The 21,857-nt window shown below is 75.6% G+C and carries 23 protein-coding genes; 11 read left to right on the plus strand and 12 right to left on the minus strand.

The annotated features are described in order from the left end of the window. Window positions 1-155: TetR family transcriptional regulator (locus tag LWC35_RS36370; protein WP_232875071.1), on the minus strand; the 155-nt coding region annotated here is incomplete at its 3' end. A gap of 186 nt (window positions 156-341) precedes the next feature. On the opposite strand from LWC35_RS36370, the gene LWC35_RS40700 reads away from it, so the two are divergent. Next, window positions 342-710: an STAS domain-containing protein gene (locus tag LWC35_RS40700; RefSeq protein ID WP_232875050.1), complete on the plus strand. Its 369-nt coding sequence runs from the start codon at window positions 342-344 to the stop codon at window positions 708-710. A 97-nt stretch (window positions 711-807) separates the two neighbouring features. After that, complete coding sequence (locus LWC35_RS36380; RefSeq protein WP_232875051.1) at window positions 808-1,734, plus strand: TIGR03564 family F420-dependent LLM class oxidoreductase; 927 nt, start codon at window positions 808-810, stop codon at window positions 1,732-1,734. 16 nt (window positions 1,735-1,750) lie between these two features. Here LWC35_RS36380 and LWC35_RS36385 read toward each other — a convergent pair whose 3' ends face one another. Next, window positions 1,751-2,458, minus strand: a complete 708-nt coding sequence (locus LWC35_RS36385) for a dienelactone hydrolase family protein (RefSeq protein ID WP_232875052.1) — start codon at window positions 2,456-2,458, stop codon at window positions 1,751-1,753. 328 nt (window positions 2,459-2,786) lie between these two features. On the opposite strand from LWC35_RS36385, the gene LWC35_RS36390 reads away from it, so the two are divergent. Beyond that, window positions 2,787-3,680, plus strand: coding sequence for an acyl-CoA desaturase (locus LWC35_RS36390; RefSeq protein WP_232875072.1), 894 nt, complete (start codon window positions 2,787-2,789; stop codon window positions 3,678-3,680). 3 nt (window positions 3,681-3,683) lie between these two features. On the opposite strand, the gene LWC35_RS36395 is transcribed toward LWC35_RS36390, so the two are convergent. The 4 genes from LWC35_RS36395 to LWC35_RS36410 form a co-directional block, all read right to left on the minus strand. Then, window positions 3,684-3,926, minus strand: a complete 243-nt coding sequence (locus tag LWC35_RS36395) for a hypothetical protein (RefSeq protein WP_232875053.1) — start codon at window positions 3,924-3,926, stop codon at window positions 3,684-3,686. Window positions 3,927-3,998: 72 nt separating this feature from the next. Next, a complete protein-coding gene (locus LWC35_RS36400; RefSeq protein WP_232875054.1) occupies window positions 3,999-5,153 on the minus strand; it encodes a polysaccharide pyruvyl transferase family protein in 1,155 nt (384 codons plus the stop codon). A gap of 25 nt (window positions 5,154-5,178) precedes the next feature. Further along, window positions 5,179-5,976, minus strand: coding sequence for an SDR family NAD(P)-dependent oxidoreductase (locus LWC35_RS36405; RefSeq protein WP_232875055.1), 798 nt, complete (start codon window positions 5,974-5,976; stop codon window positions 5,179-5,181). 54 nt (window positions 5,977-6,030) lie between these two features. Continuing rightward, the gene (locus tag LWC35_RS36410; RefSeq protein ID WP_232875056.1) at window positions 6,031-6,534 is read right to left on the minus strand and encodes a mycothiol transferase; all 504 of its coding nucleotides are present in this window, start codon (window positions 6,532-6,534) and stop codon (window positions 6,031-6,033) included. A gap of 116 nt (window positions 6,535-6,650) precedes the next feature. On the opposite strand from LWC35_RS36410, the gene LWC35_RS36415 reads away from it, so the two are divergent. From LWC35_RS36415 to LWC35_RS36425, 3 genes are all read left to right on the plus strand, one after another. Beyond that, window positions 6,651-7,280, plus strand: a complete 630-nt coding sequence (locus LWC35_RS36415; RefSeq protein WP_232875057.1) for an L-threonylcarbamoyladenylate synthase — start codon at window positions 6,651-6,653, stop codon at window positions 7,278-7,280. 427 nt (window positions 7,281-7,707) lie between these two features. Continuing rightward, complete coding sequence (locus tag LWC35_RS36420) at window positions 7,708-9,339, plus strand: hypothetical protein (protein WP_232875058.1); 1,632 nt, start codon at window positions 7,708-7,710, stop codon at window positions 9,337-9,339. 105 nt (window positions 9,340-9,444) lie between these two features. Continuing rightward, window positions 9,445-10,662, plus strand: coding sequence for a cytochrome P450 family protein (locus LWC35_RS36425; RefSeq protein WP_232875059.1), 1,218 nt, complete (start codon window positions 9,445-9,447; stop codon window positions 10,660-10,662). Window positions 10,663-10,711: 49 nt separating this feature from the next. Here the strand turns inward: LWC35_RS36425 and LWC35_RS36430 are convergent, their stop codons facing one another. From LWC35_RS36430 to LWC35_RS36445, 4 genes are all read right to left on the minus strand, one after another. Next, window positions 10,712-12,214 (minus strand): CoA transferase, encoded by a 1,503-nt coding sequence (locus LWC35_RS36430; protein ID WP_232875060.1) that lies wholly within the window; start codon window positions 12,212-12,214, stop codon window positions 10,712-10,714. Then, window positions 12,211-13,956, minus strand: a complete 1,746-nt coding sequence (locus LWC35_RS36435) for an acyclic terpene utilization AtuA family protein (RefSeq protein WP_232875061.1) — start codon at window positions 13,954-13,956, stop codon at window positions 12,211-12,213. Before LWC35_RS36435 ends, LWC35_RS36430 begins: the two co-directional genes overlap by 4 nt. Before the next feature lie 112 nt (window positions 13,957-14,068). After that, the gene (locus LWC35_RS36440) at window positions 14,069-14,767 is read right to left on the minus strand and encodes a COG4315 family predicted lipoprotein (protein ID WP_269805410.1); all 699 of its coding nucleotides are present in this window, start codon (window positions 14,765-14,767) and stop codon (window positions 14,069-14,071) included. A 269-nt stretch (window positions 14,768-15,036) separates the two neighbouring features. Next, on the minus strand, window positions 15,037-15,963 hold the full coding sequence (locus tag LWC35_RS36445; RefSeq protein WP_232875063.1) for an RluA family pseudouridine synthase: 927 nt from the start codon (window positions 15,961-15,963) through the stop codon (window positions 15,037-15,039). Between the two features lie 77 nt (window positions 15,964-16,040). On the opposite strand from LWC35_RS36445, the gene LWC35_RS36450 reads away from it, so the two are divergent. The 3 genes from LWC35_RS36450 to LWC35_RS36460 all read left to right on the plus strand — a co-directional run bounded on the left by LWC35_RS36450 (window position 16,041) and on the right by LWC35_RS36460 (window position 17,476). After that, complete coding sequence (locus LWC35_RS36450; protein WP_232875064.1) at window positions 16,041-16,271, plus strand: hypothetical protein; 231 nt, start codon at window positions 16,041-16,043, stop codon at window positions 16,269-16,271. Beyond that, a complete protein-coding gene (locus tag LWC35_RS36455) occupies window positions 16,268-16,672 on the plus strand; it encodes an STAS domain-containing protein (RefSeq protein WP_232875065.1) in 405 nt (134 codons plus the stop codon). The genes LWC35_RS36450 and LWC35_RS36455 overlap by 4 nt, the downstream gene beginning before the upstream one ends. Before the next feature lie 90 nt (window positions 16,673-16,762). Further along, window positions 16,763-17,476 (plus strand): DUF4253 domain-containing protein, encoded by a 714-nt coding sequence (locus LWC35_RS36460; RefSeq protein WP_232875066.1) that lies wholly within the window; start codon window positions 16,763-16,765, stop codon window positions 17,474-17,476. A gap of 4 nt (window positions 17,477-17,480) precedes the next feature. Here LWC35_RS36460 and LWC35_RS36465 read toward each other — a convergent pair whose 3' ends face one another. Next, complete coding sequence (locus tag LWC35_RS36465; protein ID WP_232875067.1) at window positions 17,481-17,957, minus strand: hypothetical protein; 477 nt, start codon at window positions 17,955-17,957, stop codon at window positions 17,481-17,483. 147 nt (window positions 17,958-18,104) lie between these two features. On the opposite strand from LWC35_RS36465, the gene LWC35_RS36470 reads away from it, so the two are divergent. Together LWC35_RS36470 and LWC35_RS36475 are read left to right on the plus strand one after the other, a co-directional pair. Next, window positions 18,105-18,590, plus strand: a complete 486-nt coding sequence (locus LWC35_RS36470) for a peroxiredoxin (protein ID WP_232875068.1) — start codon at window positions 18,105-18,107, stop codon at window positions 18,588-18,590. A 72-nt stretch (window positions 18,591-18,662) separates the two neighbouring features. Then, entirely contained in the window at window positions 18,663-19,637 is a 975-nt protein-coding gene (locus LWC35_RS36475; RefSeq protein ID WP_232875069.1) for an NADPH:quinone oxidoreductase family protein, read from the plus strand. On the opposite strand, the gene LWC35_RS36480 is transcribed toward LWC35_RS36475, so the two are convergent. Then, on the minus strand, window positions 19,609-21,857 hold a 2,249-nt coding region (locus tag LWC35_RS36480), incomplete at its 5' end, for a DEAD/DEAH box helicase family protein (RefSeq protein WP_232875070.1). The two genes, LWC35_RS36475 and LWC35_RS36480, sit on opposite strands and share 29 nt — an antisense overlap.

Genomic DNA, 21,857 nt, shown 5'->3' on the forward strand with positions numbered 1-21,857 from the left:
ATCGACGTCCGGCCCACGCCCGCCGCCGCGGCGACCCCGGCGAGCGTGACGGCGTCGAAGCCGCGCTCGTAGAGCAGCCCGCGCAGCGCCTCGAAGACGCGGGCGCGGACCTCGTCGCGATGGGCGGCGAGCGACCCCCCGAGCACCTTCGGCACGCCGGCCTCCTCCCGCCGTCGGGCCCCAGGGTAGAGGGGGTGCCCGGCGCCGGCGCGGGTGCCACGTGTAGCCCGTCCCGACGTCGGTCAAACGTGGTGATCGCGTCACCCGCCCGTCGGTTGACCCCCCACCGACCTGGCGGGAAGGTGAGGTCCGGCGGTGTGAGGCACGAGGAGGCCATCGGCGTGACGCGGGCACTGGACCGATCGCCCAGCTCCTTCACGGCGGAGAGCCGGACCCTCGACCACGGGGTGGTCGCGCTCCGGCTCGTCGGCGAGCTCGACGCGGACTCCGCGGCGCGGCTGCACGACGCCCTGCACGCGGCCGCGATCGGTGCCCGCGCCGTGCTGGTGGACCTGTCCGAGGTCACCTACCTGGGCTCGGTGGGTGTGACCGCGCTGCTCGGCGTCTACACCCGCTCCGGCGGCCGCGTCCACCTCGCCGGGCTGCACGCCCACCCCGGCGTGAGCCGGGTCGCCACCCTGCTCGGGCTGGACCGGCACTTCGTGGTGCACCGCGACGTCACCGCGTTCCTCGGGGCGGTGCGGGGCTGACGGTCGGGGGCGCCGAGTCGGCGCTCCTCCGTGCCGTCGGCCCGGTGTCGAGGGACCGGCCTGCCCGCGCGGGCGCGGGCGGTGCGAAGCTGCCGGCATGGCGATGCGGATCAGCATGTTCGGCTACCTGGGCGACGGCGGGGGCCGCTCCGTCGTCGACACCTACGTCGAGGAGCTCGCGCGGCTGCGCGACGAGGGCTTCCGCCGCTACTGGACGGCCCAGCTGCCCTACGAGCCCGACCTGCTGACCGTCCTCGCCGTGGCCCTGCGCGAGGTGCCGGGGATCGAGGTCGGGACCGGCGTGCTGCCGATCCAGCCGCAGCACCCGATGGCGCTCGCCCAGCGCGCGCTCACCGTCAACCTGATCGGCGAGGGCCGGCTGACGCTTGGGCTGGGGCTCAGCCACCGGCCCGTCGTCGAGGGGGCGTGGGGGCTGCCGTTCGACCGGCCGGTGCGGCGGCTCTCCGAGTACCTCGACGGGCTGCTGCCGCTGCTGGCAGGGGAGAAGGCCGCCGCCGAGGGCGAGCTCGTCACGACCCGGGGCTCGCTGAAGGTGCCGGGCGCGCCGGCGCCCGACGTGTACCTCGCCGCGCTCGGCCCGCAGATGCTGCGGCTCGCCGGGCGGCGCACCGCCGGCACGGTCACCTGGATGACCGGCCCGCGGACCCTCGCCGAGCACGTGGTCCCGACGATCCGCGCTGCGGCCGAGGAGGCCGGCCGGACCGTGCGGGTGGTCGCCTCGCTGCCGGTCACCCTGACCGACGCCGTCGACGCGGCCCGCGCGGAGGCCGCCCGGCAGTTCGCGGTCTACGGCCGGCTGCCCTCCTACCGGGCGATGCTCGATCGCGAGGGCTACGCGGGCCCCGAGGACGCGGCGATCGTCGGCGGGGAGCAGGAGGTCGCGCAGCGGCTCGGGGAGCTGCGGGAGGCCGGGGTGGACGAGTTCGTGGCGCTGCCCTTCTCGCCCGACCCCGAGGAGCGCTCCCGCACCCGCGCCCTGCTCCGGGCGCAGGAGGGGGAGTAGCGCCCCGGTCCGTGCCCTACCTCAGGTGCGCGGCGAGGAAGGCCGTCGTGTGGCCCCACGCCTCGGTGGCGGCCTTCTCGTCGTACATCGAGGGGGCGTCCCAGTTGGAGAAGGCGTGGCCCGCGTCGTAGTGGCGCACCTCGACCTGCGGCTTCCCACCGACCGCCGCCTCGACCTTCTCGATCTGCTCCTGCGGGATGAACGGGTCGCGGTCGCCGTAGTGGAACAGCGCGGGGCACTCGAGGGCGTCAGCGCGGTCGAGCATGTCCTGGACGCCGGAGCCGTAGTAGGGGACGGCGGCGTCGACGCCGGCGCCGTCGACCCGGGCGGTGGTGGCGCACAGCCAGGTGAGCGTGCCGCCGAGGCAGAACCCGATGGCGCCGACCTTGCCCGTGCTCTCCGGCATCGCACGCAGGTGGGCGAAGGCGGCGGTGATGTCGCCCGCGGCGGCGGCGAAGTCGAGCCGCTGGACCATGGCCATGCACTCGGCGAGCGCGGACTCGTCCTTGCGCTCGAAGCGCGGCTCGAGCCGCCAGAACATGTCGGGCGCGAGGGCCACGTACCCCTCGCCGGCGAGCCGGTCGCAGATCCCGCGGATGTTGTCGTTGATGCCGAAGATCTCCTGGAACACGAGGACACCGGGCCCGCGGCCGCCGTCGGGGAGGGCCAGGTAGGCGTCGAACTCGCCGCCGTCGGGGGCGGGCACGCGCTCGTAGCGGGTCATGGGTCTCCTTCTCGTCACCGGCCGCGGGCCCGACGATCCTGGCACGTCCGGCCCGGTGGCCCGACGGTTCCGGACCGGTGACACGCGGACGGCGACCGCGTGAGGACTACCCCTGCACTCTGCGGGTACGGGGTCCTCGCCCTTAGGCTTCCCTCAAGTCCGCTCGATCCGCCCCCGACCCCACGAGGTGACCCGCTTGAGCGTCGAGGCCCCCGACCTCCCCGCCCCCGACCCCGCGTCCGGCCCGCTGTCGGGCTCCGCACCGAGCACACGGTCGAGCACACGGTCGAGCACCGAGCCGGGCACCGCGTCGCGGGGCCCGAAGCCGATGACCGGCGAGTACCGCAGCACCTGGCAGCAGGGTCTGGTCTGGGCGTTCGTGGTGCTCCCCGTGCTCGCCCTGGTGGCGACCGTCCCCGTCCTGTGGGGCTGGGGCCTCGGCTGGTGGGACGTCGTGATCGCGGCGGTCTTCTACACCGTCGGCATCCTCGGCGTGACCGTCGGCTACCACCGGCACTTCACGCACCGCTCCTTCAAGGCGCGCCCGTGGCTGCGGGTGGCCCTGGCGATCACCGGCTCGATGGCGATCCAGGGCTCGATGATGGCGTGGGTCGCCGACCACCGCCGGCACCACGCCTACTCCGACAAGGAGGGCGACCCGCACTCGCCGTGGCGCTACGGCACCACGCCGTGGGCGGTCGCCCGCGGCTTCTTCTGGGCGCACATCGGCTGGATCTTCGACCGGCGCAAGACCAACTGGGAGCGGTTCATCCCGGACCTGCTCGCGGACAAGGCGCTGCGCCGCGTGAGCGGGCTGTTCGGGCTGTGGGTGACGGCGAGCCTCGTCCTGCCCGCGCTGCTCGGCGGGCTGCTGACCTGGTCCTGGGCCGGCGCGCTGACCGGGTTCTTCTGGGGCGGGCTGGTGCGCATGGGGGTGTGCCACCACGTGACCTGGTCGATCAACTCGATCTGCCACATGGTGGGCGCGCGGCCGTTCCGCTCGCGCGACCGTTCCCGCAACTTCTGGCCGCTCGCGATCCTGTCCATGGGCGAGAGCTGGCACAACCTGCACCACGCCGACCCGACCTGCGCGCGGCACGGCGTCCTCAAGGGGCAGATCGACATCTCCGCCCGGGTGATCTGGCTGTTCGAGCGGTTCGGCTGGGCGCACGACGTCCGCTGGCCCACCACCCGCCGCCTCACCCAGCTGCAGCGGGTCTGATCCTCACCGGGGGCGGCAGCGGCGCAGGCCGCCCCTGCGCCCGGTACGTGGCATCCGCATCACCTGGCGCCAGCGCACGAGCGCGCGCACCAGGGGGTCGGGGTCGTCGGCGCTCCGCCGCCCGGTCCTGACCTCCTCGAGCAGGCGGTCGTCGGCGGCGACGGGGTCCGTGCCGTCCCCGGGGACCGGACGCTGAGCGGGAACCGGGGCGGCCGCGGCCCCGTGGTCGTTGCTGAACGCGTCCATGTCCGGCTCATCGCGGCGACGCCACCGAACGTGTCCCCCCATGTGGGTGATCATCGGCACGTTTCGCGGCCATCAGGCCGTGCGGCGGAACCCCGCTCCCGCGCGGCGGCCGTAGACCCGGTCGGCCAGGGCTGCCTTCCGGTCCCGGAGGCCGGCCAGGACGTCGGCCGGGAAGCCGCCCGGGGTCGGCCGCTCCGGGGTGGCGTCGAGGTCCGTGACCAGGTCCCACCCGCTGCCGAGCGCGGTCAGGGAGCGGTGCTTGGTGGGGTAGTAGTCGCCGTTCAGGCTCACGGCGACCCCGCCCGCGCCCGCCGCCGCCGCCACGAGGTGCGGGTGGAACCGGGTGGAGATCCACGTCTGGTCCGCGGCGACCGGCAGCCCGTCCCGCCACACCGCGTCGAACGGCACGAACCGCGCCCCGGGCAGCGCGTGCTCCAGCAGTGCCCACACCACCCGGTCCTGCCCCGGGATGCCCTCGACGAGGGCGACCTCCTTCGGGTCGGCCTCCCACCGCCGCAACGCGTCGAGCACGAACGTGGCCAGCGCCTCCGCGGGCCGGTCGCTGAGGTCGGACTGCAGGCAGAGCACCACCCGCGGGGCGTCGGCGCGGGTGGGGACCGCGGCGACCGGGAGGAAGGCGTCGTCGAGCCCGAGGGTGTCCGGCCGGTCGAGCAGGTGCGCCGAGGCGTCGTCGCGCACCTCGACCAGCGCGAACCGCTCCAGCAGCGAGCGGAGCAGCGGGCCCGCGCCGTCCGCCGCCGGCGTGAGGCCCTGCCCGGTCGCGACGGCCCGCCCGCCCGAGTGCTCGACGGCGGCGACCGCGCCGGCGAGCACCCCGGCGTGCCGGGGCCAGATCCCGTTGACGTAGCCGCCGCCGATCACGTGCACGACGTCCGCGCGGCGCAGCAGCTCGACACCCGCCACCCAGCGGGCCGCGAGGCCCGGGTCGGCGACCGCGTCGCGCACCCAGGCCGCGGTCTCCCACGGCCCGCCCTCCGGTGCCGCGTGGCACAGCCGCCAGACCGTGTCGGTGAAGCGCGCCCGCGGGTGCAGCCCGTCGAGCAGGACCGCCGCGGTGCCGGGGGAGGGGCAGTCGAGCCACACGTCGGCCTCCGGCGCGGTGCGGGCCAGGTGCCGCAGCCAGCCGGCGGCGATCAGCTCGTCGCCGTAGTTCGGGTACCCCGCGGTCCCGACGAGGTGGTACAGGGGCCGTCGGTCGTCCGCCACGCCCCGAGTATCCCGACCGCGGATCTCAGTAGAAGGTGACCCCCGGCTGTCCGCCGCCCGCGGCCACGGCGTCGCCGTTGACGGCGACGCTGCGCGGCGAGGCGAGGAAGGCGACGACGTCGGCGACCTCCTCGGCGGTGATCATGCGGCCCACCGTGGTCGTCCGCCCGAGGGCCCGCTCGGCCTCCTCCTCCGACGTGCCGTCGGCCGCGGCCTTCGCGGCGATCATGCCCGGGGTGCGCTCGGTGACGGTGAGCCCGGGGTGCACGACGGTGACGTTCACGCCCTGCGGGCCCAGCTCGTCGGCCAGCGCGGCGGTCATCGCGGACACGGCGACGTTGCGCACCGAGCCGACCAGCGACGACGAGCCGCGCGCGTTGAGTCCGCTGATGTTGACGATCCGGCCCCAGCCCTGGGCGGTCATGAGCGGGGCGACGGCACGGGCGCAGCGCAGGTAGCCCAGCACCTTGGTCTCGAACTGCTCGCGCATGACGTCGTCGCCGGTGGTGGAGGCCGCGGCCTGCGCCCCCGACGACGCGGGCTCGGCGGCCGCGTTCACCAGGATGTCGACGCCACCGAGGGTGGTCACCACCTCGTCGACCATCGCGCGGACGGAGGCGTCGTCCGTGGTGTCGGCGACGAGGGGCACGATCCGGGTGCCGTGCGCGGTCAGCCGGGCGGCGGCCTCGTCGAGCGCCTCCTTGCCGCGCGAGACGATCGCGACGGCACAGCCCTCGGCGGCCAGCGCCGCCGCCACCGCGAGCCCGATGCCGCGGCTCCCGCCGGTCACGATCGCCCGCCTGCCGGTCAAGTGGAGATCCATGTCCCCACCTCACACCAGGCGCGGCGCGACGGCCAGCGGGCTCCTCGACCGCGATCAGCCGGGCAGGAGCCCGCGGACGTACTCGGCCTGCCCGAGGTGCCTGGCGTCGTCGTCCACCACGGAGACGAGCCGCACGCCCCGGGTGACCGGCGGGTCCCAGTTGTCGTCGACCACCTCGTCGAGCTGCTCCGGGGTGAGCTTCGCCAGCAGCTCGACGGTCCGCTGCGCGACGGCGGCGTGGTACCCGGCCAACAGGTCCGCGCTGGCGCGCACCGCGGCGACCTGGTCGGGGCCGTGGCCGTAGCCGGTGTCGGCCGGTTCGAGGTCGAGGCCGAAGCGCTGCTGCCAGCCCTCGGCGAGCCAGACCTGCTCGGTGCCGAAGGCGTCGGCGAGGTGGTCGTCCTGCACCCGGGTCAGGTGCCACACGAGCCATGCGATCGAGTTGCCGTCGTCGTTCAGCCGCAGCGCGAGCTGTTCCTCGGACAGGCCGTCGACCACGGCGGGCACGCCCTCGGAGATGCGGCCGAAGGCGTCGGTGAGCAGCTCGGCGGGGGTCACGGCGTCCTCCTGGGGTCGGGGGGCGGTGCGGTCGGCGGTGCGGTCGCTCCCGACGCTAGGTGATCCTCGGCCCGCTCCGCACCCTGACGACGCCGCCACGGCGATAGGCTGCCGCGGTGGCCCGGTACATCGACGTGCACCCGGACAACCCGCAGCGCCGCGCGATCGGCCAGGCGGTCGACATCGTCCGCGGCGGCGGCCTGATCGTCTACCCCACCGACTCGGTCTTCGCGCTGGGCTGTCAGCTCGGCAACAAGGAGGGCCTCGACCGGATCCGCACGATCCGCAGGCTCGACGACCGCCACCACTTCACGCTGGTCTGCAGCGACTTCGCGCAGCTCGGGCAGTTCGTCCAGGTGGGCAACGCCGTGTTCCGGGCGATCAAGGCGGCGACGCCCGGGCCGTACACCTTCATCCTCCCGGCGACCAAGGAGGTGCCGCGCCGGCTGCTGCACCCGAAGAAGAAGACCGTCGGCGTGCGCATCCCGGACCACCTGGTGGCCCAGGCCCTGCTCGCCGAGCTCGGTGAGCCGCTCCTCTCCTCGACGCTCCTGCTGCCCGACTCGGCGGACCCGGACGTCCCGCCGACCCAGGGCTGGGAGATCAAGGAGCGGCTCGACCACGCCGTCGACGCGGTCCTCGACTCGGGGGAGTGCGGCACGGAACCGACCACCGTCGTCGATCTCTCCGGTCCGGAGCCGGTGATCGTCCGCAAGGGAGCGGGTGATCCGTCCAGGTTCGAGTGATCCCGCGGAAATCCGTGGTCCGGGCCCCTGGACGAGCGGGCAGGTGCTGACCTAGCCTCTGTGACCGGGCGCACCGCCGCAGCGTCGCGGACGGCGCGCCTGTTCCGTTCTCGGGACCCCTCGGCCGGACCGTCGCCGTGCGACGACCGGCGGCCCCGGAGGAATCACTCCTCCCGTCCGGCGTGTCGGCTTGCCGATCGCCGCCGGTCCACCTCCCGCCGACCGGTCATCGCACACCCGCCCGACGGGCGGCCGGGGGCCGGACCGCCGGGTAATGTCCCGTGGACCTACAGATGTCGGGTCGCAGCTCCCCCGGCGGACGCGGGGCCCGAGGGCGCCCGCCTGCTTCGGTGGGCGGTCGCGGGTGGGCGGCCGGGTCCGTGCGGCGTCCCGGCCGGATCGGGGTACGGACCAGCGGAGGACAAGCGTGGAGCGAGACGTCTCGTCCGCCTCCTGGCTCGACGAGCCGGGCGGGGGTGCGACCGGCGGGAACGGCACGGGCGGCCGCGGCGGCACCGGCGGCGCCGGTGACGAGCGGCCCGACCTGCTGCTCGCGGGCCTCGCGCGGCGGATCTGCGGCCACGCCGAGCGGCAGCTCGCCGTCGCCGAGCGGCTCGGTCCGGAGTCGACGGAGGGTGCCGAGCTCGCCGCGGGCGCCCGGCGGCTGCTGCGCGACGGCGAGGCCGTCCTCAGCCTCGTGGGCGGCCGCCCCGAGCGGCGCGGCCCCGTCCCGACCGGCTTCGGCCGGATCCTCGCGGACACCGCCGCGGGTGCCGAGGACCCGCAGCGCGTGTCGGTCCCGCCCGCCCCGTCGGCCTCGCTCGCCGCGGGCAGCGCCGTGGGCGCAGGGCAGGTCCTCGCCGAGCTGGTCGCGCACGCGGAGCGCACGGTCCCGCGCAGCAGCCGCATCGAGCTGGTGGGGCGCTGGGCGGGCGACGGCGGCGTCACGATCGAGCTGCAGGCCGAGGGCGTCGAGCTGCCGTGGCAGGAGGCCGCGGCGCTGGAGAACGAGATCGCGGGCGGCGCGAGCGCGCCCATCCCGCCCGACCGGCTCGGCCTGCACCTGGCCGCGCGGCTGGCCCGCCGGTGCGGTGCGCGCCTGGAGCTGCAGGCCCCGCTCGGCGGCCCCGCCACCCCCGGGTTCGGCACGGTCGCGCTGGTCAGGTTCCCGCGTTCGCTGGTCGAGCCGGCCGCGGGCGTGCAGGTCCCGCAGGAGGCGGCCCCGGCCCCGGCGTCGTCGCCCACCCCGCCCACCCCGGCCGCCCCGCCGACCCCGCGGGAGCCGCGGGACGCGGCGCCGGAGATGACCTGGGAGCCGGTGCGCGCCGGATCCGCACCCGCGCCCGCCTCGGTCGACGAGCTGTTCGGCTCGTTCGAGGCCCCGCTCGCGCGGTCCGAGGAGGACCTCGCCGGCACCCCGATCTTCGCGGCCGTCGCCTCGGCCTGGTTCCGCACCGGCGACGACCCGGCCCCGGCGACCAACGGCTCCGACGGCTGGTCCAACGGTTCCAACGGTCACGGGTTGAACGGCCACGGCACCAACGGCCGGAACGGGCACGGCGGGCGCAACGGGAACGGGCTGGCGGACAGCTGGCTCGGCGGCACCTCGCTCGACGGGGACCCGCTCGGCGGGGACTGGGCCGGCTGGGCCGGCTCGGGCGACGACGAGTGGCGCGCGGCGGCCGAACGCGCCGCGCGGGCCGAGATCGAGCTGCCGACCACCGAGAGCGGGCTGCCGCGCCGCCGGCCCGGACGGCAGATGGTCACGCCGCCGCTGCGCAGCCGGCGCGGCGCGGCGGGTGGCGCCGCGGCGGGCGGGGAGGCCTCGGCCGAGCGGCAGCCCGACCGCGTGCGCAACCGGCTCTCGACCTACCAGCGCGGCCTGGAGGCCGGCCGGCACCGGGCGGCCGACCCCGAGGACGAGCCGTCGTACCAGTCGGGCGGGGCCGAGGGGGACGAGCCGGTGCAGGGCCCCGTGCCCGGTCCCACGCTGGAGCGTCGCTACGAGGAGACGCGCGACCCGTGGACCGGCGAGGGACTGTGGGGCGACGAGCGCTGAGCCCGCTCGGGCGGACCGGGCGCTGTCCGTTCTGAGGAGTTCTCAGGGCGGGACGGCCTAGCGTGGGCCCCGGCCGGAGGCGAGCCCGGCCGGGGGGAGGACGTGATGACCCAGGCGGACACCGTCGAGCTCGGCGAGGAGTTCTTCGCCGACCCGGACGAGCTGTACCGGACCCTGCGCCGGGAGGCGCCGGTCGTGCGGGTGAGCACCCCGATGGGCCTGCAGGCCTGGGTGGTGACCCGCTACGAGGACGCACGACCCGCGCTCAACGACCCGCGGCTGTCGAAGGACGGCGGGCGCTTCGCGGAGATCCTGGAGCGTCGCTCGGTGGCGCCGGAGAAGCGGATGCAGTTCGCCGACTCCCTCGCCGGGCACATGCTCAACACCGACCCGCCGGACCACACGCGGCTGCGCAAGCTGGTGAACCGCGCGTTCACGGTGCGGGCGATCGCCCGGATGCGGCCGCGGATCGAGGAGATCGCGCGCGGGCTGGCGGACCGGATGGCCGAGAAGGCGGCGCGGGAGGGCACGGTCGACCTGCTCGACGAGTTCGCCTACCCGCTCCCGATGACCGTGATCTGCGAGCTGCTCGGCGTGCCGGAGGGGGAGCGGGACGACTTCCGCGGCTGGACCACCACGCTGCTGTCGGCCGCCCCGGCCGAGGAGCGCGGCGCCGCGGCCGCGGCGATGGCCGAGTTCCTCGCCCGCCTCGTCGCCGACAAGGCGGCGGACCCGGGCGAGGACATGCTGTCGGCGATCGTGAAGGCCTCGGAGGACGGGGACACCCTGTCCCCGCGCGAGGCGACGTCGATGGCGTTCCTCCTGCTCGTCGCCGGGCACGAGACCACGGTCAACCTGATCGGCAACGGCACGCTCGCCCTGCTGCGCCATCCGGACCAGCTCGCCCTCCTGCGGGCCGACCCGGCCCTGGTGCCCAACGCGGTCGAGGAGTTCCTGCGGTTCGACGGGCCGATCAACCTCGCGACCTTCCGCTACACCACGGAGCCGGTGGAGATCGGCGGCACCACCGTGCCCGAGGGCGAGGTCGTGCTGATCTCGCTGGTCTCGGCCAACCGGGACACCGCGCGATACGAGGGGGCGGCCGAGCTCGACGTGACGCGCGACGCGAGCGGGCACGTCGCCTTCGGCTACGGCGTGCACCACTGCCTCGGCGCGCCGCTGGCCCGGCTGGAGGGCGAGATCGCGTTCCGCACCCTGCTCGAGCGCTTCCCGGACCTCGCCCTCGCCGGGGCCCCGGAGACGCTCGGCTGGCGGCAGTCCACGCTGATCCACGGCCTGTCCCGCCTGCCCGTCCGCCTGTGAGGTGACGACCGTCCCGGGAAGGGCCGTCGGCCCTCCCGACCCGGTCACGTCAGGCGAGCCAGGCCGGCCGGGAGCTGCCGCGCGGCACGAGGACCGTGCGGTAGCGCCCCGGCGTGCCGGACATCCGGACCTGGTCGGTCACGCCCTGGTACAGCCCGAGCGGGGTGTCCGCGGTGAAGGTCTCGGGGTCGAGGTAGGCGTGCTCCTCCCCGGTCCCGGCGACCGACCGGGCGTAGCCGAGATCGAACACGCCGAGCTCGAGGATCCAGAGCGCCACCCGGGTCAGCGAGACGTGGACCTTCCAGCTGCCGCCCTCCACGGCCCGCCGGCGCAGTGCCGCGACGATCCCGGCGGCGGTGAGCCAGGAGACGATGTAGTCGTTGACCACGAGGATCGGCGACAGCCGCGGCTCCACCTCGGGTGAGATCCCGCCCGCCTCGAGGTCGAACATGCCGGTGAGGGCACCCGCCGTCTGGTCGAACCCGACGCGGTCGCGCCACGGCCCCCGCTCGCCGTGGAGCGTGTTCGTGGCGTGCACGATGCCGGGCCGCACCGCCGCCGCCTCCTCCGCGGACAGCCCGATCGACGCCAGGTAGCCCGGCCGGCGGTTGGCGTAGAAGACGTCCGCGCCGGCCAGCAGCTCCCGCACGACGCGCGGCCCGTCGCCACGGGCCGGGTGCACGGTCGCCGACCGGACCCCGACGTTCGCGGTCACGTAGGTGGTGTCGTGCTCGAACTCGGTGGGCCGCCAGAGGTTCAGCACGTCGGCGCCGTGCAGCGCGAGCGTTCGGCCGGTGCCCGCGCCGGCGATCACGTGCCCCATCCCGAGGGCCCGGACGCCGTCGAGCGGCAGCTCGGCCCCGCCCGGCAGCGGCTCGGGATCGGCGTCGCCGATGCGCGTGACCTCGATCAGCGGGGTGTCCTCGAGGACCGCGTGCTGCGCGGTGGCCAGGAACTCGGTGGGCGTGCGGACCAGCGGCATGACGACGCCGGCCTCGGCACCCGCGCGCTCCAGCTCGGCCCCTTCCCACCGGGCGACCGCCCGTTCGACCGCCTCCGGCGTATCGGCGCAGTCCAACAGCCGTTGCGTGGCCACCTTGAGGGCCGGATAGCCGTTGAGCGGCATGACCCAGCGGCCGTCGCCGGCGCGGTAGAAGCGGAACCCGAAGGCCGGCGACGGGTTGGCCGGCGACGCCACCGGATAGCCGTTGAGCAGCTCCCAGCGCCGGTCGTAGAAGGGACAGAGCCGGTGCGGGGCGCTGCGCAGGTCGGCGGTGACGTCCTGGCCCGCGCCGCCGCGGTCGCGGTGCAGCGCCGCGACGGCGACCGACTTCGCGGCCAGCGCCAGCGCCGCCGCCCCGCCGAGCCGCAAGGCGCTGGGGACGACCGGGTCAGCGCCGAGGAAGGTGACCCGCCCCCCGGTGTCCGCCGCGGACAGGCCGATCCCGCCGAGCAGGGCGTCGAGGGCGCCGTGGACGTCGAACGCGTCGTCGGTGGCCGGGTCCGCCACGGCGGCGCGGATGCGCCCACCGAGGCCGAGGACCGCTGTCACAGCAGCTCCTCCGGCACGGTGACGTACTTGGACCGCAGGTACTCGCCCACGGACTTGCCGATCTGGTCCACCCGCAGGTTCGACGACCCGCCCGTGCCCAGCAGCCCCTTCAGCACGACGTGCACGGCGCGCAGGTGCGGGAACTCGTGCCGGACGACGTCGCAGTCCTTGGCCTCGGGCAGCAGCGCGCGCAGGGCCGAGGTGCTGAGCGTGGACCGCAGCCACTCCCAGTGTGCGGGATCCGGAACCCAGATGCCGACGTTGGAGTTGCCGCCCTTGTCGCCGGCCCGGGCGTAGGTGAGCGTGCCGAGCGGCATGCGCCGGCCCGAGGTCGTCGCGGCGGGCGGTTCCGGGGACCGGCCCTGCGCGAGCTCCTCGGGCGTGGCCCAGCGGGAGGAGACCGGCGCCTCGAGCCGGGTGCCGTCGGCGAGGACGGCGGTGTTCGGGACGAGCTCGGCGGGCAGCAGGGCGGGCCAGTAGTCGATCCGGGGCCACGGCGCGCGGACCGCCTGGGCGCCGCCGTCGTGGTGGAAGCCGGGGAAACCCTGCAGGTAGAGACTGCCGACGGCGGCCGGGAACAGCTTCAGCGCCTCCGGCGCGCGGGCGGTGGCCATGACCCGGATCGGGACGGTGGCCTCCCACTGCGAATGCGGGTCCTCCGCGGCGGTGCCGAGCGGGGTGACGTCGAGCTGGTCGACGTGCCCCTCCAGCTGGGCGCGGAGCTGGTCGCGCAGCAGCGCCACCTTCTCGGCCACGTTCGGCGAGGTGCAGAACAGCATCTGCGAGATCTGCCAGCCGATCTGCGCGAACACCGCGACCTTGGCCGTGGGCGGGGGCGGCGAGCCGACGACGGGTGCGATGGCCACCCGGTCCTTGCCGACCTGGCTGAGCTGCACCGTGTCGAGGTGCACCGTGGCGTCGGGGTTGAGGTAGCGCGGGCCCTGGATCTCGTAGACGAGCTGGGCCGTGACGGTGTCGACGGTGACCATGCCGCCGTCGCGGGCGTGCTTGGTGATCACCGACGAGCCGTCCGCGGCCACCTCGGCGATCGGGAAGCCGCACTTCACCATGCCCGGGACCTGCATGAAGCCCGAGAAGTTGCCGCCGGTGGCGTGGGCGCCGCACTCGACGACGTGCCCGGCGGTGATCGCCCCGGCGAGCGGGCCCCAGTCGTCGGGCGTCCAGCCGTGCCACCAGGCGGCCGGACCGGCGGTGAGCGAGGCGTCCGTGACCCGCCCCGTGACGACGATGTCGGCGGCGGCCCTCAGCGCCTCGGCGATCCCGAAACCGCCCAGGTAGGAGTTGGCCGCGATCGGGTCCACGCCCCAGTCCTTGAGCGGGGCGCCGGTGTCGAGGTGCTCCATCGCGTGCCCGTCGGTGTGGAACTCGGCGAGCCGGTGCAGGACGTTGTCGCCCTCGACGTGTGCGACGGTGAGGTCGACGCCGGCGTCGGCGACGTCCTGTCGGAGCGCCTCCGCGAGCCCTGCCGGGTCGAACCCGCCCGCGTTGGTGACGATCTTGATCCCGCGCTCGGCGATCGTCGCGAGGTGCGGGAGGAGCTGTTTGCGGAAGTAGTCGACGTAGCCGTGGCGGTCCGCCGCGAGCGCCGCGAGCGTGACCTCGGCGAGGTAGTCGCCCATCAGGACGTCGACGGGGTCGCCCGCCAGCGCCTCGTCGATGGCCGTGAACCGGTCACCGAGGTAGCCCGAGAAGTTCCCGATCCGCACCGATCGTTCGTTCATGAGGACCGACGATAGCCCCCTCGTCGGGATTCGAGGAGGGGTCGGTGATGCAACTGCATCCCCGACCCCTCCCGAACCGTGCCGGGTCGGCCCCGGCTCGGTGCCCAGCGCCTCAGTGGCCTGCGGCGGGGGCGGCGACGGTGCCGGCGACGGGGGCGGCCCCGGTCGTCCCGGGGGTGCCGGCCGTGCTGCCGGTCCGGGTACCGGCGGTCTTGGCCGCATTCGTCATGCCGAGCGAGCCGGCGGGGACGGCGGCCGGCGCGGCCGCCGGGCTCGCGCCCGGACCGTTCGCGGCCGGGGTGCCGTTGACGCCCATGGCCTGCCAGGTCCCGCCGACGCCCTCGCCCTTCGCGTCGCCGGGTCGGGTGTCGCCGCTGAAGCGGTAGAGCGGCCAGCCGTTCAGGGTGAGCTGCTGGGTGCCGTCGGGCCGGCCGATCGTGCCGACCAGGCCGGACGGGATGCCCTGCAGGGCCGGCTGCCCGTCGCCCTGCACCGGCGGCCACTTCTTGGCGCAGTCGCCCGTGCAGGTGGCGGCGGAGGGGTCGTTGCGGTCGTTCGCGAACTTGTAGACGGTGAAGCCGTCCGAGGTCACCACGGTGCCGACGGCGGTCACGCCGGTCCCGAGTCCGCCGGTCGGGGCGACGGTGGTGCCGTTCGTGCTGCCGGTCGTGCCGCCGGCGGGGGCCGCGTCGCCGGCGTCGACGAACCCGGAGGATCCGCAGGCGGACAGGGCGGTCGCGGCGGTGAGGGCGGCGGCCGCCACGAGGACGGGGCGCAGGCGGGCGTGCCGGAGGAGACGGGGGAGCGTCATCTCGGTGTGTTCCTTCGGTGTTCTTCGCGGGGAGCGAGTCGTGCGGTCCCGCCCACGGCGGCGGGGGGCGATGCGCCGGGGACGGGAGCCGCTGCGCGCGACCCTATGAAGTCGCGGGGCCCGCGCGTTGCCACGCTGAGAGACGATCACGGCACGCGACGCGACCGGCGCGCCGAGCGGCGGCCGTCTGCTGCCGATGCGCACCGGTGCTGCTCCGAACGCCGCACGGCGTCCTCAGGATCGACGACGGGGCCGGCTCGCCCGGCCGCTCACCCGCCCACCGGACCCGCCGGCCAGGCCCGCAGCCGCAACCGGCTGTCGAACCGCCGCGCCCTGCCGCTCACCGGATCGGTGAACTCCAGCGTCCGTGCGAGCAGCTGCAGCGGCGAGGAGAAGTCGTCGAGCGGCGTCTCGTACAGGTCGGGGTAGAAGTCGTCGCCCACGATCGGGATGCCGAGCCCGGCCAGGTGCAGCCGGAGCTGGTGGGTGCGCCCGGTGTGCGGGTGCAACCGGTAGCGGCCGAGGTCGCCACGCCGCTCGAGCAGCTCCACCCGCGTCTCGGCGTTCGGCTCGCCGGGCACCTCGTAGGCCCGGATCACCCCGCGCTCCTTCACGATGCGGCTGCGCACCGTGCACGGCACCGCCAGGTCCGGCCGGTAGGGGGCGACGGCCTCGTAGGTCTTGCGGACCCGCCGGTCCCGGAACATCGTCTGGTAGCGGCCGCGCAGCTCGGGGCGCACCACGAACAGCACGAGCCCGGCGGTGACGCGGTCGAGCCGGTGGGCGGGGGCGAGCTGCGGCAGGTCGAGCCGGTGCCGCAGCCGCACGAGCGCGGTCTCGAGGACGTGCCGGCCGCGCGGGATCGTGGCCAGGAAATGCGGTTTGTCGACGACCAGGATGTCGTCGTCGCGGTGCACGATCCCGATCTCGAAGGGGACCGGGACCTCCTCGGGCAGGTCCCGGTGGAACCAGACGAACGACGCCGGCACGAAGGGGGCGTCGACCCCCAGGGGTCCGTCGAGGCCGACGATGCGCTCCTCGCGGAGCATCTCCTCGATCCGGCCGGGGTCCACCCGCGGCAGCCGCTCGACCAGGTGCTCGCGCAGGGTCCGCCACGGCCCCTCGTCCGGCGTGCGCAGCCGGACCGGGTCGAGCCCGTGCCGCTGCGGGAGCGGGGCCGGGCGGCGTCGTCTCACCGGCACGAGGATACGGGCGGCCCACGCCGGTCCGATCCGGCGCGGCCGATCACGCGGGAACGGTAACCTGGCGGGGCGTGCGCGTCGTCTCCCGGCGCGTCCGCGTCGGGAGGGGGAGCGCGATCATCCGCAACAAGGACGCCGACGCGTGGGCGCCCGACGCCGTCGACGCCGTGCGGCTGCTCGACGCGCTGCTGCACGACTTCCCGTTCGCCCAGGAGTGCCTGCGCGGCGATGCGGCGCAGCTGCAGGACCGTCCGGCTGCACCCGTCGACGGGTCGGCCGCCGTCAGGGAGGCCACCGCATGAGCGCCGGTTCCGGGGTGCATCGCGACCCCACGCGTCCCCAGCCGCTGCGCGTCCGGGCGCAGGCGGAGGCGGCCCAGGTGACGCTGGTCCTGGTCGGCGACCTGACGTTCGGCACGGCGCCGAGCCTGGAGGAGCGCGTCCGCGCGGTGGCCGAGGAGGCCGGCCCGGACCTGCCGGCGGACCTGGTGATCGACGTCGCGGGTCTCGACTTCTGCGACTCCGCCGGCCTCGCCGCCCTGATCGGCCTGCAGCGCCGCGCCGCCCGCCGGGGCGGCACCGTCACCCTCGCCGGCGCGAGCGGCACGTTGCAGCGGGTGCTGCGGGTGACGGGCGCCGAGATCCTCTTCACCCTCCGCCCCGCGGACTCCGCGGGCGGGTCCGAGCAGGGGCGGGTGGGGTAGGGGCCTCGACGCGCCGACCAGGCCGTTCACCGCCGTGAACACCTCGCCCGCCACCGGACCCTCGAGGCCACCGCGCCCGTCCGACCGGGCATGACGACGATCGACACCCACCTGCCCTTCGACCTCCACGACCTCCCGGGCCCCGACGTCTACGAGGAGCTGCTCCGTGCCGCGCCGACGACGGGCCGCTGCCCGGTGTGGATCACCAACTGGACCGTCGCCCGTGTCGGGACGCTCACGGGCGCGGAGCGGACGGCCCGGTTGCTCGACGTCGCGCGGGCGGACCCGGCCCGGCTCCTCGAGCAGGCCTGGCCCGGACCGTGCCCGCCGACCTGCTCGTGCCCGGAGCCGCTGCCGGCGTGGCGGGGTCTCCTGCCCGTGCCGGACCGGAACGCGACGGCCCTGGAGGGTGACCTGCCGGTGGTCGTCGCCGCGCGGTGGGCCCGCACACGGTCCTGGAGCTCGGGGCTCGCGGTGGTCGACGCCGCCCGCCCGGCCGACGTCCCCGCGGTGGTGGACTGGAGCGGCGCCGCCAACGGCGACCGGGACGTCGCGGGGATCTCCGCGGTGCTGCGCAGCTGGGAGGAGCGGTTCGGCGCGGTCCTCGTGGAGCTCGACGCCGCCACCCTGATCCTCTCGGTCGCCGCACCGCCGATGACCCGCCGGGAGTGCGAGGCGGTCGCGGCCGAGCACTTCGCCTTCTGCCCCGACCAGCAGGACCCGCAGGACGGGCGCATCTTCACGCTGCGCAGCTACGCCGACCTGATCCGCGGTGCCCGGCAGTGGCGGTTCTGGTGGGACTGACTCCTCACGCCTCCCGGCGTCGCCCCCAGCGGCGCCGCGGCTCCTCCGGCTCGGGCTCGGCGGGCGCCGGGCCGAGCGCGAGCTCGGAGGCCTGCTGGGCCAGCACCTCCAGCTGGGCCGTGACGTCAGCGTGCGCCGGGTCGAGCGCGGCCTGCTCGGCGATGGTGGCGGCCTGGGCGACCGCGTCGGCGAAGGAGGAGCGTGCCTCGTCGAGGCGCTGGGAGATCCGCCGGGCCGGAGCCTCGCGCACCCGGAAGCGGGCCGGCTCGATCGAGTCGCCGACGATCGCGAGCCGGCGGACCGCACCGAGCTCGCCGTCGAGCTGTGCGGCGATCCGGTCCAGCCACTCCTGTGCCGGGCTGACCGGGATGGCCGAGACGATCCGCCGGAACCGGGCGACGGAGCCCTCGCAGTCCGCGACGTAGCCGTTCCAGTAGCGGGACAGCCGGGGCGGCGGTGGGTCGGGCTGCGAGCGGGGCACGCGACCAGGGTGCCGCACGCCGGCCGCCGATCCGCGAGGTGCCCGTCGCCTCACCGGAAGGTGGGGACGGGCCCACGGACCCGACGGCCGGGTGCGCAGCGGCGCTAGCGTGAGCCGTCCGCATCTTCTAGCAGCGAGGAGCTCGGCGTGACCCTCTCGATCGGCGACACCGTCCCGGACGTCACCCTCACCACCGTCCGCGACGGTGGCCCGACGCCGGTGCAGAGCAAGGACGTCCTGGGTTCGGGCACCGTGGTGCTCTTCGGCGTGCCCGGGGCCTTCACCCCCGCCTGCTCGGACCAGCACCTGCCCGAGTACGTGCTGCGGGCCGACGAGCTGAGGGCGAAGGGCGTCGACACGATCGCCTGCGTGGCCGTCAACGACGCCTTCGTGATGGACGCCTGGGGCAAGTCGCGCGAGGTCGGCGACAAGGTCCTCATGCTCGGCGACGGCAACGGCGACTTCGCCAAGGCGGTCGGCCTCACCATGGACGGTTCGGGGTTCGGCCTGGGCCTGCGCTCCCAGCGCTACGCCGCCGTGCTCGAGGACGGTGTCGTGAAGAGCCTGTGGGTGGAGGAGAAGCCCACCGACGTGACCGTCAGCTCGGCCGACGCGGTGCTCAAGAGCCTCTGACGAGGGCGGCACGGGGCGTGGCCGTGCTCACGGCCGCGCGACACCGAACGGACGATCGGCCAGGGTGGACCGATGCTGCGCGTGGTCTGCACCGAGTTCGGCGATCCGGAACTGCTCACCGTGGTCGAGGAGGCCACCCCGGCCCCCGGCCCCGGTGAGGTGCTGGTCGAGGTCGGCGCGGCGGGGGTCAGCTTCGTCGACGGGCTGATCGTCCGCGGCGGCTACCAGGTGAGGCCGCCGCTGCCGTTCACCCCGGGGTCGGCGGTCGCGGGGCGCGTCGGGGCGGTCGGCGAGGGCGTGGACGGCAACCTGGTCGGCACCGAGGTGGCCGCCTCGGTGACCGGGTTCGGCGGCTTCACCTCGCACGTCACGGTCCCGGCACGGTTCGCGGTGCCGCTGCCGGCAGGGGTCGACGCCGCGGTCGCCGCCTCGGCGATGGAGAGCTACGCGACACTGGTCTTCGCCGTCACGCAGCGGGTCACCATCGCACCCGGCGAGCGCGTCGTGGTGCTCGGCGCGGGGGGCGGGATCGGGCTGGCCGCCGTCGACGTGGCCCGCAGCCGGGGCGCGCGGGTGGTGGCGGTGGCGTCGTCGGAGGAGAAGCGGGCGGCGGCGAAGGCCGCGGGCGCCGAGGTGACGATCGACTACACCGACCTCAAGGACGCGATCCGCGCGGCGACGGACGGCGGCGCCGACGTCGTGATCGACCCGGTCGGTGGGCCGGCGGCCGAGTCGTCGCTGCGGGCGCTGCGCGCGGGCGGCCGGTTCTGCGTGCTGGGCTTCGCGTCGGGCGAGATCCCGCGGCTGCCGGCCAACATCGTGCTGCTGCGCAACCGCGCGGTGATCGGGGTGGACTGGGGCGACTGGGCCCGCGAGGTCGGCGGGCCGGAGGGCAACGCCGCGCTGCTCGCCGACGTCCTCGGCCGGATCGGGCGCGACGAGCTGCACCCGCCGCGGCCCTCGACGGCGCCGCTCGAGGAGGCCGGTGCCGTGCTGCGGCGCTACGCGGAGCGCCGGATCACGGGGAAGTACGTCCTGGTCCCGTGACCAGGTAGACGGCCTCGCCGTCGACGTACGCGGCCCGCGGACGCACCGGCCCGAACGGGGTGTCGACGGCGAAGGCACGCGGCAGGGTGACCGGCTCGCCCCGCACGGCGGCGGCCGGCCGGAGCTGCCCACCGACGATCCCGAGCACCGGCGGCAGCTGCGTCCGCACCGCGGCGAGCAGCGCGGACGCGCTCCGGTCCAGCACAGCCACCGGGTTCACGGCGACGCAGCCGAGCAGCCCCGCCTCGCCGAGGACGCGGCAGACGGTCGCGCGGGTCAACCCCGTCCGCTCCTGCACCTGAACCACGACCTCCTCCTCCGTGAGGCCGACGCCCGGCTCCAGCGTGTAGGCCGGGCCCGCCACCGACCCGCCGGTGGCGTGGTCGGTCGTCCGCACCCGGACCAGGGGCGCCGTGACGGGGCCCGCCTCCCGCAGCGCCCGGACGGCGTGCCGGACCAGCTCCTCGGTCGACAGTGGCAGCCGCGCGCGCAGGCCCTGGCCGATCCGCGCCCACAGCGCCGCGAACTCCGTGCCGCGCACCGCGGCGTCGGGCTCGCCGGCCCGCCGCACGACGATGCCGCGCCCGGTGTCCGCGCGGTACTCCTCCTGCAGGGTGCGGGCGAACTCGTCGTAGGACTCGTTGGCGATCACCGTCAGCCGCGCCACCCGCGGGTCCCGCACCCGTCGGCCCGCGCCGTCGACCGGGAGCCGCAGCCCGCGGCCGATCTCCTGGCGCTTCCGGTCGGGGGAGCGGGTCTCGTTGAGCGTGCAGATTCCGAAGACGTTCGGGTTGTCCCAGCCCTCCCGCAGGGCGGAGTGGCTGAACAGGAACCGCATCGGCTCGGCGGCCGAGAGCAGCCGCTCACGGTCCCGCATGATCAGGTCGAAGGCCGAGGCGTCGGTCTCGCCGCCGTCGACGTACCCGGTCCGCGGGTCGCCGGCGAAGTAGCCGCCGTGCACCGCCCCGACCGGCGGCAGGTCCAGCTCCGGGTAGGCCGGCGCGAGCCGCGTGTAGGCCTCCTCGAACCAGCGGCCCGCCTCGCCGAGCCCGCCGTCGGCCGCCCGGTAGCTCGCCACCCGGTCGACGAAGATCAGTGACAGCACCTTCACCCCGCGGGGCGCGAGCGCGCGTTCCCGGTCGAGGTGGCGGCGGACCGTCTCGATCACCTGCGCCCGCCGGACGCCGGCGTCGTAGGTCCCGGCCGGGGTCGAGGGCGTGACGACCAGGCCGCCGGAGAAGCGCACCGAGGGCTCCCGGAACCCGATGTCGGCGACCGCGAAGCCGCGCGCGTACTCCCGCCGCCCGCCGGACAGCGCGGCGAGGTCGTCGCCGAGCCGCACCCAGAGGGTGCGCTCGCGCTGCTCGTGGTGGATCGTCAGCCGGGCGCGGGACCGGTCGGCGTCGACCGCGAGCAGTCGGACGAGGGGTTCCGACGCCCGCCCGTCCGGCATCACCGAGGCCACCTCGATGCCCTTGACCAGGCCCTGCTCCCGCGCCTCGACCGGGTCCAGCCGGTACACGAGCTCGTGCGGGTTCCGGTGGGTGGCCGAGTAGCGCAGCGTGCAGAAGGGGTTCAGCTTCGCGATGGCCGCGGCCGCGCCGTCGGACTCCATGTTCTGCGGCTCGTCGAGGATCACGACCGGCCGGGTCGACGCCACGACCTCGATCGGCCGCCGCCCGGCCATCTGGTCCTGTGCCCGGTGCACGACGTTGCCGCCCCGGCCGGCGACGTCGCGGCGGAAGGCCTGCAGGGTCATGACCAGGAACTGCACGCTGCCCGAGGTGGCGAAGCGGCGGACGCGGCCGAGCCGGCGGGCGTCGTGGGCCACGGCGTCGAAGGGCTCGGCGTAGAGCGCGGTGAGGTGCTCGCGCAGGGCCTCGACGCTCGCGAGCACGCCCTCCCGCACGGCCACGCTCGGCACCACGACCACGAACTTGCGGAAGCCGTACGCGCGGTGCAGCTCGAAGGCCGTGCGCAGGTAGACGTAGGTCTTGCCGGTCCCGGTCTCCATCTCGACGGCGAAGTCCCGGGTGCGACCGGCGGTCACCGGAAGGCCCTGCCGCTCCTGGACGGCGCGCAGGTTGGCGGGCAATCGCGCGTCGAAGCCCGGGCCGGACGGGTTGGCGACGCCGGTCTCGGTGAAGGCCGGGTGCGGCGCGCGCGGGAGCCCGGCGAACAGGTCCACGACGGTCCAGTCGGGTGTCTGCCAGGTGCGAC

This window comes from Pseudonocardia kujensis, assembly GCF_021283305.1.
In the GTDB taxonomy this organism is placed as follows: domain Bacteria; phylum Actinomycetota; class Actinomycetes; order Mycobacteriales; family Pseudonocardiaceae; genus Pseudonocardia; species Pseudonocardia kujensis.